Source organism: Niallia sp. Sow4_A1, assembly GCF_052116745.1.
In the GTDB taxonomy this organism is placed as follows: domain Bacteria; phylum Bacillota; class Bacilli; order Bacillales; family Cytobacillaceae; genus Niallia; species Niallia hominis.
In genome coordinates this window covers 1-11249 of the sequence record NZ_JBQKKM010000012.1, presented here as the reverse complement: position 1 = coordinate 11249, position 11249 = coordinate 1, and the positions used below count along the sequence as shown (strand labels likewise).

Genomic DNA, 11249 nt, shown 5'->3' with positions numbered 1-11249 from the left:
AACCGTGAATAATAGTTATTTTCACCTAACAAAGATGGCAGAAAACCAATTGTTTTAAATTCTCTAATTTCTTTTCTTTAAAAAACAAGGTTAGCTATGCCAACCTTGTCTACAGTCTGAAAACTTGATATATTATTTTTTTCTTTTACTTGCTATATTTTAGATACCTAGAATGATATTAAAAATTAATAGTTACTGAATTTATTGATTTATGTACTTATTCTAAATATTTTTTAATATTGAAAATAATTCAATTTTTCTGTCTAGTCCCATTTCCTCTAAATTATTTTTCAACCTGCTTTTTGTTCTATAGCATCTTTTTGGATAATGTTATTCTTTTCTTTATAAAGTTGACCTTTTTACCGCTATCACAAATAGAGAACACGGTGTTATTTAATTAATTACATCATTATTTGTACATTCCTATTAACTTTTCAAATTTCAAACCAATATTGCATTTATTTTAATACGATTTTCTTGTTATATTACTTCCTGTACCTGCAAAATACTCATTTTTATTTCTCAGTCCATCTATATTTGGACTATGGAAATATTTAAATTTATCTGCTGCTATAAAATCATTCTTTTTTGCTTTCTCAATAATTTTATGAATTATGTTTCTATCTTGGCTTGATGAAGATAGAGGATTACGACTTGTCACAATAATGCTATAGTACATCCCTTCTAACTCTTTGCTTATAAAAGTAGACGTTGATTCAATGAAAATATCACCGCTTAAAATTTTTGTAAATGGTAAATCTAAAAATACTGTCCAACTTACCAATTTATTTTTAGGACTAAAACCTATTTTTAATACATTATGAGGTAACTCCTTAATCACTAACCTATCCGGAACATAACCAAAGGAGAATTTTATATACAAGTCTTCTGCTAACTTAATAAACCCTTTATTATTAACTTTAAAATTTAATGTAGAAATTAAAAGTCCTGAATGATCTTTACTTGACAAAAAATCCAATTCCTCATATTTCAAAGCAACTTGTAAACTATTCTTAACCTGGTTCCAATTAATACTTAAAGGTGAATTCTCTTTTGTATTATTGTGCATTAATTAATCTTCCTCCCCTTACTATTTACACATTAGTCAATTGGATAAAATTTCACAAGAAAATTATACACTAAAATAATAGTATAATAGTATAATAGTCTGAATTTTAAATTTTCTAATCATTTCAACCATCCCATTTTGATTCACTCTCATACACCTTAACATCATATTTTTTGAAAAATTATTAATATTTCTCATAACATGATTACGTTTTTTCTATTAATTAGATTAATTTTCATAACGCATCAATTAAATAGTTGTATTCATCAATTGGTTTATTGATAAACTTACCTTCTTTATTTTTATCCCATACATAATTAGCTAATTCCATAGCAAAGTTTGTACAATTTGGGTGAACGTAAATGGTAAATTGCTGCAGGAACTGAATACCTGCTTTTACACTGTCCGGTCCTTTTTCAGCTAGCTTAATCTCTTACGTACACCATAACGCCTAATCTCTTCAATACTTTTCTTTTCTGCTGCATCAGCAATAATCATTTCCTTGCTATAACCCATTCTTATAACCTGTTCAGCTATTTCATTATTTATTAAGCCCTTCTCATACATTTCATCAAATAGATAAATCTCTCTTGCTTTAACATCGACGAGAGCACATGATAATGTACTTGGGTCCACTGTAAATCCAAAGTCCATACCAAAAGCAGATTTAATGCCAGATCGCTTAATAATTTCATTTTTATCGAATAGTTTTTCATGCCAATTGGTGAATATAGCACCTTCGGCAATTCCCCATTCTCCTAAGCCTTCTATTTTATAACGTCTTGGGTTGTTCTCCAAATAATACTCTATCATCCTCACCAAGAAACTCATTACACATGTAATTGGTTGTCATGGCTAGAGTATTATCTACTTGAACGTCAAAGAATCTCCGTTTAAGCCAGTGCTTTTCATTCCAGGAATTAAAGCTGATGCTGATCTGCTTGAAGTAACCAGGAGGCAATTCACCGCGGATAGACATATCCACTTTGTCAAAGTCATCCTCATTTAATATTTGGTAGGCTTCTTCAAACCAAGCAAAACACAAATAACCCACTTCAACCGTAATAGAGGTGATACTCATCGGGTCATCTAAACCACGAAAAAGTATCTTCTGGCCAGTAGGTTTATACCTTATTTCTAATGGACTAGTTGTACAGTGAAATAAATGCTCCACTCCCAGCTGTCGCATTGCCCATTTCAATATGAGCGTAAGTAGAATCCTTATGATCCTTGAACACTTTACGAACAACCAATAGATTATATAGCAGATACTCAATTATCCTATAAATCATATTTAATGCTGTTGTTGTAGATTTTTTTGAACCACGACCGCCTTTAACTACTCGGTAACGCCCTTTATAGTTCCAGTACTTCCCGTATCCCTTACCAACAACTTTTTTCAAACTTATTTTGATTGGATTAGTCATCATCATTAAGATCGTTCACAATCATCACACTCATACCAGTATCACCATTGTTAGAAGAGGCCTTAACTTTTTCAGTATCAGCTCGAATCTTATCCATTTGCAGATTCATCATTTCTAATCTCATACGTCTTTCATCCGCTTCACCTGCAATTGTCACAAACTGTTTTATTAAGGATCTTAACTCTCCCATTGCTCTTGATTGTGCATTTAAGAAAGTAGCGTGGCGATCCCATGCAAACTGAAACTCTTCTTCTATAACTGTCTGTTCAACACCGCCACCCTCTTCTTCAGGGCGTGGATAATATTCATATTTAGTTTTTTTCAACTCTTTAATCATTTCATGCTTATCCTGCACCAGCATAATCTTTTGCGCTCGAATAATAGTGGCATACTGTATTTGGTCCCATATTAACTCTTTTGGAGAACACTCATTTATATGCTCCATTATTTCTAATGTTTCATCAGGAAGAAATTTAGCAAAGAGTCCATGAGTAACAGCATTGGAATTACCTTTAAGAGCGGCACCACCACTATTGCCTTTAGCATTAATATTTCCTTTTGGTGCACCTCGTTTTTTTGTGTGCACACTTTTTTCTTTGGGTGCATCCCTATCTCAATTCCAACCATATCGTTTTTTCCATGACTTTACAGTATTAATGGAGACACCATATTTCTCTGCAATATCCTTATATTCCATGCCCTTGACATAACCTTTCTCAGCTTGAACATATTTTTCAGCCATGCTACATCACCTGCCACCTCCGATATTTATGTTTGTTTTGGACAAAAGAAAAAGCATCCCAATTCGGATGCTTATCATTCAATCTATTTAGTTTCTTATCCTTGCAGTACTTACTCTTTTAACATAGGAAGAAAAATGCTTATGTAAGAATTCCAAGAACTTATTATCCTCAAAATCAACTAATTTTTCATCAAACACATAAAGCTCAACTGCATTATCACTATGTAAATATATCCTTGTTAACCCTCTTGTACCATCTATCTTATATGGAATATTAAGTTCTCTTAACTCTTGCTCATCAATATCACCTTTATTATGATCCATTGCTACATGCAGAAAGTTTTTAGTAGCATCTAACATCATCCATCGTTTACTCTGTTCATTAGGAATAAATGCATTGACTCTTTCTTGCTTAAATCGTTCTTCTTTCAAAGAAAAATCAAATCTAATACTAGGAATATTATCTTGAATCACCTGAATTAGCTTCTCTCTGAGTAAAAAAGTATCTATGTAAATTCCCCCTTAAATTTATTAGATATACTATTCGACAAAAGGAGATATTTTCCTGCAATTAACTTTTCATAAAAATAAATTATATAAAAATTCCTTTGAATTATAAGAGTAAATTATAATCGTCTATAAACCCTTGATACAACTGGATTTACCCATGATATCCCCATTGATTTTCTTACTGGAATCCATTAAACTTTTTATTAAAGAGAGAGGCCTCTATTTAGGAGGTTTACAATGCTAAAAGAGCTATTTTTTAAAAAACTAAGAATAAAGATATGGATTAACGACAAACCTATTTTAATTATTGATATCTATTTAATCATTTTGTTTATCATACTATTGATTCTGCTATATACAAAGGGCGATTCAAATACTATAGAAATGCTTGAAACATTGAATAAATTGCTTGAATAATTACCAATTAAAACGACAAAATATGGTCTCTCTCCCTCAATGAGGGGGTTGAGACCTTAAATAAAAATAAATTATAAATGTGGTTTTAGATTTTTATAAAAATAAATTAAACCGCAACGAAAAAGACATCTTCCTATTTGAATCGGTGTCTTTTTTACTTCATCTGAGATAACCACACCCCCCTCGTGGTGCATGGCCATACATAACTATATACTTCACCTTTACAGCTTTGGATAGCAATTTTCAATAAAAATAAATTATAAAATGCAGGTAAGGATTTGCATCTTACATGATAAAAGGGTCGACCACGTTTATGCTCCAGCTTATCTTATTTACCGTGTGGTGTAGGTTTAAAAGGCCTCTGGCAGAATATAAAAATAAATTATAATACCGAGAAAGGTGAAGTTCTCGAACAAAAATAGAGGAAACAGCTTGTTAACTGCCTACCCGTCCTGCCTTCCGTTTTACACTGCCACTTTTTCTCCGTGCAAAACTTTGGAAAAAGTCGTATTTGTGCCGATTTGCGCCTTTATGTCGGAACGAAGCTTGTCCACAGAATCTCTTGAAATTTCTAAATGAACCGCTATCTGCTGCCTTGTCACTCCACTTAGCATGCAATCATAAACAATTCTTAATATCTCTCTATCTAGAACAAACAAAAAAGGCGGTGATATTATGGAAATTACTTTATCTCATTAATTCATTTGAAAACATTCAACAAAGGTTGGTCAACTATCCGAAAAAGCTTTGAATCAAATATTATTCCACATAAAGGAGATTTTATTTCTGATAGCATTTGGAAAGCTGACGATGAGCAAGAAATTTTGTCCGTTATTATTAATTTAATTACTTTTAAATATTCTTTATTCGAATGTAAAATCTTATGAACTACACTATGCAATTCCGTATGAATAACCCCATGCAAATTAGCAAGACTGTTGGATAGTCTATACTTAGTTGGACAGATATTTTAAGGTCAAGTAGAATGCGAATAAGACAATCAGAGGAGAATCTACCATGACCAAAAAAACACGCCGAACTTTCACCGCCGAATTTAAACAACAAATGGTGCAACTATATCTGAACGGAAAACCAAGAAGAGATATTATTCGTGAGTATGAGTTAACGCCTTCTTCACTAGACAAGTGGATTAATCAACATCAAATGTCCGGGTCCTTTCAGGAGAAAGACAATTTAACTCCTGAATAAAAAGAACTAAATCAATTACGTAAAGAGCTAAAACAGCTACAGATGGAGAATGATATTTTAAAGCAAGCAGCGCTGATACTAGGACGAAAGTAAATGTGGTAAAGAACAATCAGCACAAGTACTCGATATCAGCAATGTGCAAAGTCCTACAACTTTCAAGAAGCACTTATTATTATGAGACAAAGGAAAGACCGTCAGAGGATGAGATGACAACAAAAATCATCGAAATCTTTCACTTAAGCCGAGAAAACTATGGAACTCGTAAGATAAAGGTAGAATTTAAAAAACAAGGATTCATCGTTTCTAGACGCCGAATTGGCCGGATTATGCGAGAACAAGGTTTAGTTTCAGCTTACACAGTAGTCCACTTTAAACCGCATTCTGCCAAGTGTAATGAATCGAATCAGCAAAATGAATTGGATCGGGAATTCCACCAAAAAGAAGAGTTAACAGTAGTCGTAAGTGATTTAACATACGTAAGGGTCGATAAAAAATGACAATACGTATGTGTATTTGTTGATCTCTTTAATCGAGAAATTATTGGATATAGTACGGGCCCGCACAAAGATGCAGCACTTGTATACCGTGCCTTTTCCTCCATTAAGAAGGACTTGCGAAACATTCCATATTTCCATACAGATCGTGGAAATGAATGTAAACATAAGCTGATAGATGAAGCCCTAGAGACATTTCATATTACGCGATCATTAAGCAGGAAAGGCTGCCCATATGATAATGCCGTAGCAGAAGCAACCTTTAAAATCATCAAAACAGAGTTTATCAGAAAAAGACATTTTACTAGTTTAGAAGAATTATCAAAGGGATTATAAGGCTATGTCAATTGGTTTAATTACATCGAATTCATGGAACCTTGGATTATTTAAGCCCAATCGAATATAAATGGAAACACCTTAAAAAAGTTGTCTAGTTTTGTGTTGACATACCAAATGTATCAATACATTATGTAAGTGAAAGGTTAGGACATAGTAATATTGATACAACTATGAAAAAATATGCTCACTTACTAAATGAACGACTTATTATAGATGAACAAGAAACAGTTTATATATTCGATAAGATGGCAATATAACTCTCTTGATAACAAAATTATTAGTTATTCTTTGGATTATTGTAATATTAATAGTAACCAGCCACTTACAGTATTTTGTAAGTGGCTGGTTTTTATTTCTTTAATCATATGATTGTGACGAGAAGATTGTCTTCCGCAATCACACCGATTGTGGAGATTCATTATCTATAGAATAGTATCGTTGTACTTCGCAGCAAAAAAATTGTAATTTATAGCCCCTGTATCACTATTTACTATTTGAGAAGAGCCTTAAAGCTTCTTAAAATTTCTATACTTCTATCCGTATCTCGATTTTTTCAACTTCATTAAAAGTAATACTAGTAATATTCTTAATTGTTGGTTTAAAATAAGGTTTGGTGAAAAGATTGATTAAACCTCAATAAGATTCATTTTTTGATAAAGTTCTTTAATATCTTCCTTAAAAAGGTTTACATCATTCAAATTTGACCATTTATAAAGATTCTGAAATAACTCGGTCTCTATAAAATATCTTGCTTCATAAGACATAATAAATGAATCTTCAATAGTATTATAATCAGACAATGACTTTTTAGTGCTTCTAAGAGCTTTTTTTAATAATAAGAATATAATATTTGATAAATCATGCCCATTTACTAGTTGCAGAAAATCGTATTCTTTGTTTGATAACTCGTCAAACTTCTCATGCACTAACTCTTTATCAGCTACTTGACTAGATCTACTTAATGAATAGTTATAAACAGTATTAATTAATTCTTCTTTACCTTTAAACTGTAATGTTCTCTCATCTATAAAATTTTTGTATTTCAGTGTATTACCATCTATATTTTTTGGCTTAAATGCCAATCCAAAACTATGTAGGTAATTCGCTAGTTTTAATAAACCTATTTCTTTAGCGATATTTAACAAAGTCGCCCTTAGATCTCTTCCATTCAAAAACTCTTCTAACTTATCCTTTTTAACATAGATATATAATAGCGTCTCTAATGCTGGTGATTTAAACATCATTACTTCGCTATCATGATAATCTGTTGAAAAAACACTTGCTATTAACAGGTCTCTCTCCGAAATTTTGGAGAAATCCGTATCTACTATTCCTATTTTTTCTTCGAACTGTCGTTCCTCTAAAATTTTTATAACTTCTATAACTTTTTCCTTACCCCCAACTTGTTTAATTTCTACTGTATCACCAACATTTATGAATTTATTATATAGATTAAAATCTTTCATACCCTCAACAATTAAATATGTCCCATTAAATGTGGTATCTTGCATTATTGCATTTGCTGTTCTCTCGGGTGTCATATGCTCAAACATTACTCCACCCCTAGTAATTCAACTTTTAAATCCCAATTATTTGATATAATATCTGGGGAATGTGTAGCTATAAGAATATCTAGTTTATTTAAATTGTGTATTTCTTTCAAATCTGAAATAAATTTATTTTGCCATGAAATATGTAAGGATATTTCCGGTTCATCGATTAAAATTAAAGAATTAGGAGTAGTATTAAATATCAAGTTATAAAATAAGATTAACTCATTTTTTTCTCCAGAAGAAAGTTGTTCTAAAGGAATTTCTTTATAAATATCTTCTTCTTTTAGCACGGTAGATTTAAAAACAAATCCCTTATCTTTATTTACATATAACTTTTTATGTTTAAATCTTTCATTAATAATGTTTAATAACAATCTGATTTTTTCTGCAATTTCATCAAATATGCTTAACTTATCAAAACTATCCCTAACATATAACATAAGAACATTTTTCACAGTATCTTCTGGTTTATCTATTAAAAGAAGATCCGAATTTTTATCAGTTTCCACTAACCCAACTTCATCAAGTAAACTACGCTTATCTTCTAGAGCATTAAGTTCATAATTCAAATCTTCCTCAGATAAATTACGATTACCTTTTTTTAATTCGTTAACTAGTCTATTAGGGTATGTTCTATCTAGTTTGGAGGATAACTCTGTAGACTCTGTTAATTTTTGTTTTATCAGTTCTGTTAACTCTTTAGAATATTTTTTAACAGTTTCAACGGGCGCTCTATCAGGGTTTTCAAAATTGTAAACTCGTTGTGTTTCTATTAAAGAGACCTGTACTTTCTCAAATCTATCAACAAACCACTGAGGTAAATCTAAATCTTTAATAAAGAAATTATGAAAAAGCTTTGACTGGTTTACACCAAATTTTTCAATAATTTCTAATGAATTATAAAGTTCCCCAGTTATTTTATGCTGCCATGTGTCAGAGTTAAATCTTCTTAAATTATTACTCATCCTTACTATATTTAATGCTTCTCTTCTAATTCGTTCTGGTGAATATACATCCAAATCTATTAGAAACGTCTCTTTTTCTTCAGTACCTTTTCCTTTTTGATTAATAGAAAGTACAATTTCTTTTTCTTCAGACTCATTTTTGAAAACTTCCCAAGAAACATTATCTTCAAATTTTAGAATAAGACTTTTATATTCAACATTTAAAAGTTTATAAAACTCGCCTTTAAAAAATGCCTCTACCACTTCTAAAATTTTTGTTTTTCCTAATCCATTCTCACCAATTACAATTGTTATTCCTCTATCGACATTTAATTTGATATCATGATCAAATATACCAAATAACTTTTTGATAGATATTTCTTTTAATTTCAAGATAATCCCCCTCAACATTAGCAAAAATTGTAATGTTATGCCTTAATCCAAATATATACATTATAACTTAAAGATAAGTATATATCACTATTTATTCTTAGTTTTATGCCCCTCAATCTTTCTATCTTATATTTTCAAACATAGCTTATCGAATTAACTGGACGCTTATTGAATACCTACTCCGATAAATATAACCTCTTAAATGAAGTACATTCTTTCATAAACGAAATTATTTACTGCACAGTAAGAGTCTACTACGTGTTACAAAAGGTTAATCTTTCCCGTTTGCAGAAAACCTCATTTTATTTAAAATCAATTAAATTTTTTTAACCTCTAAAACTATGGTTTTATATCTTTTATCACCAAAAGCATTGCAGTGGTAAACAGTCTGTCTTTTAGGTACACTTATTGTCATTTGGTGGCAGGCATTATGTCATAGGTGGTACATTTCAATGGCTGTATTCAGATAAAGTAATGAAGTTTATATCTCACGGAGATGTTCGTAAACGTGATGGTGTCGCAACGAAAAATGGGTTCCCAAAAGAGTAAATTTACGTCCTAATAATACATTATGCACAGAACTAAAGGTGATTATTTAATGAGGATCTATTTGCATTTTTTGTTGCATTATTTTTTAAAAACGTATCGCTTTCTATCGTTTTCTTACATAACAAAAAAACTCACAAATGCTGATATAACAACATTTGTGAGTTTTTCATCTTAACTTATATTCACTAGGTAATACCGGTGATCAGGGTCGAACCGACACTCCAGAAGGAATACGATTTTAAGTCGTGCTAGTCTGCCAATTCCGCCATTATACATACCCATCAAACAGTAGTAGGATTAACACCTATTTTAACGTCAGGTAAAGTTACTTTAATTTACTTAACCATTAGTTCTAATCCTAAACGGCTATTAGCTAATATTATTTCCTGCGTCTCTTGAAAAAAGTCATTTACGCTTAGTGCTATAGTTAACATGTCAGGACTAGCAATATTATGCGCAGATAAACACAATGCACAGTCATATATAAAAGTCTCCTGTTTTATCATTGTCTTCAGCATAACTTTTTTCTACATTAGCACCCGTATTTCTAAAATACCATGTTGGGTGAGCTACTTTTTCTTCTTCTGTTGCTAATTTTAAAGATGGATTTTGATAAAGAGTAGTATTTTCTCCAGTTTCTGAACGCGTAATAATATTGCCGCCCATATATGTGTTATCAAGACCTATAAAATTAGCAAATTCCCATCCTTCTTTTCCCTCTCCTCTTTGAGAATTTCCATTTATCATCGTTCCTACTAGATTTGCGGTCACGCCCCATGAAAACAGCTTTTGTTTAGTATAGAAACCGATATCTTGGTCGGTTATGCTATCTCCAATGTGTTATTAGGTTATCTTTCTTCCATTTTTAGCAGCCGATCAACGATTATTATTTATACATCTCGATAATACACTTTATTGCACTCTGTTTTTTGCTTAATATAAAAACGAATATTACTTGTTAGTTCATCATAATTTAAAAGATAATCCTCATAAATACATTTATTTCTAGGTTTACCATCTTTTTGTTTAGTTTGGGTTAACTATGGACTTCTATTGACTTATTCTAACCAATTATATATATGAGGATTTGAAACTCTAGTATTATCACTACTATACATCTCTTTCATCACTTCTTGATAATCGGCAAATGCCTTAGAATGTTTATAATCATTATGATCAATAATTCTTTCCAGACATTTGTATGCAATTCCTTTAATCTTGTGTTTTGGAACATTTATGTAGCGTTCACTTTCTATTGTATCATTAACAAATTTTTCAATTAAAGTATTCCATTGCCTTTTGGAATATCTTCCGACTGAAAATGTTGTATAGAACTCATTACAGGAATTCGTTAATAAAGCTCTAAATATCTCTGGTCTTAGAGATTCCTTGTAATTACAATTGAAATGATATATTTTTTTATCTTGTTCTTTTTTATTTATATCTTTATATGCTTGGCTAAAAGGTAAAAGCTTGGATTGCCCTTTGATACGTAAGCGTCAAATAGACCCCACCTATGTTTTAGATGGGGCCTGGGTTATTATTTAGTTAAGTTTTTTAAATGAAATACAAGACACTGGTAGTGTCGTTGACCAAGGAAGTA

Annotated in this window: 10 protein-coding genes and 2 pseudogenes; 2 read left to right on the top strand and 10 right to left on the bottom strand. The window is 31.2% G+C overall.

Features of this window, described 5'->3' with window-relative positions; genetic code table 11:
• Window positions 1–463 precede the first annotated feature (463 nt).
• The 7 genes and pseudogenes from ACTQ5K_RS08760 to ACTQ5K_RS08730 form a co-directional block, all read right to left on the bottom strand.
• On the bottom strand, window positions 464–1069 hold the full coding sequence (locus ACTQ5K_RS08760) for a hypothetical protein (RefSeq protein ID WP_251629673.1): 606 nt from the start codon (window positions 1067–1069) through the stop codon (window positions 464–466).
• A 235-nt stretch (window positions 1070–1304) separates the two neighbouring features.
• A complete protein-coding gene (locus ACTQ5K_RS08755) occupies window positions 1305–1433 on the bottom strand; it encodes a terminase large subunit (protein ID WP_251629698.1) in 129 nt (42 codons plus the stop codon).
• 56 nt (window positions 1434–1489) lie between these two features.
• Window positions 1490–1867 carry a terminase large subunit gene (locus ACTQ5K_RS08750; RefSeq protein WP_251629672.1) on the bottom strand — a complete coding sequence of 126 codons (378 nt, stop codon included), beginning with the start codon at window positions 1865–1867 and terminating at the stop codon, window positions 1490–1492.
• The gene (locus tag ACTQ5K_RS08745) at window positions 1842–2258 is read right to left on the bottom strand and encodes a phage terminase large subunit (RefSeq protein WP_251629671.1); all 417 of its coding nucleotides are present in this window, start codon (window positions 2256–2258) and stop codon (window positions 1842–1844) included. The genes ACTQ5K_RS08750 and ACTQ5K_RS08745 overlap by 26 nt, the downstream gene beginning before the upstream one ends.
• Window positions 2215–2361 (bottom strand): hypothetical protein, encoded by a 147-nt coding sequence (locus ACTQ5K_RS08740; protein ID WP_441993825.1) that lies wholly within the window; start codon window positions 2359–2361, stop codon window positions 2215–2217. The genes ACTQ5K_RS08745 and ACTQ5K_RS08740 overlap by 44 nt, the downstream gene beginning before the upstream one ends.
• 127 nt (window positions 2362–2488) lie before the next feature.
• A pseudogene (gene terS, locus ACTQ5K_RS08735) lies at window positions 2489–3238 on the bottom strand (phage terminase small subunit).
• Between the two features lie 87 nt (window positions 3239–3325).
• Window positions 3326–3712, bottom strand: a complete 387-nt coding sequence (locus tag ACTQ5K_RS08730; protein ID WP_251629669.1) for a hypothetical protein — start codon at window positions 3710–3712, stop codon at window positions 3326–3328.
• A gap of 273 nt (window positions 3713–3985) precedes the next feature.
• Here ACTQ5K_RS08730 and ACTQ5K_RS08725 point away from each other — a divergent pair, with 273 nt between their 5' ends.
• Together ACTQ5K_RS08725 and ACTQ5K_RS08720 are read left to right on the top strand one after the other, a co-directional pair.
• Complete coding sequence (locus ACTQ5K_RS08725) at window positions 3986–4165, top strand: hypothetical protein (RefSeq protein ID WP_251629668.1); 180 nt, start codon at window positions 3986–3988, stop codon at window positions 4163–4165.
• 1017 nt (window positions 4166–5182) lie between these two features.
• A pseudogene (locus ACTQ5K_RS08720) lies at window positions 5183–6302 on the top strand (IS3 family transposase).
• Between the two features lie 531 nt (window positions 6303–6833).
• Here the strand turns inward: ACTQ5K_RS08720 and ACTQ5K_RS08715 are convergent.
• From ACTQ5K_RS08715 to ACTQ5K_RS08705, 3 genes are all read right to left on the bottom strand, one after another.
• Complete coding sequence (locus ACTQ5K_RS08715) at window positions 6834–7760, bottom strand: DUF4435 domain-containing protein (RefSeq protein WP_251629664.1); 927 nt, start codon at window positions 7758–7760, stop codon at window positions 6834–6836.
• A complete protein-coding gene (locus ACTQ5K_RS08710; RefSeq protein ID WP_251629662.1) occupies window positions 7760–9097 on the bottom strand; it encodes an AAA family ATPase in 1338 nt (445 codons plus the stop codon). Before ACTQ5K_RS08710 ends, ACTQ5K_RS08715 begins: the two co-directional genes overlap by 1 nt.
• 1026 nt (window positions 9098–10123) lie before the next feature.
• Entirely contained in the window at window positions 10124–10393 is a 270-nt protein-coding gene (locus tag ACTQ5K_RS08705; RefSeq protein ID WP_251629660.1) for a hypothetical protein, read from the bottom strand.
• Window positions 10394–11249 lie beyond the last annotated feature (856 nt).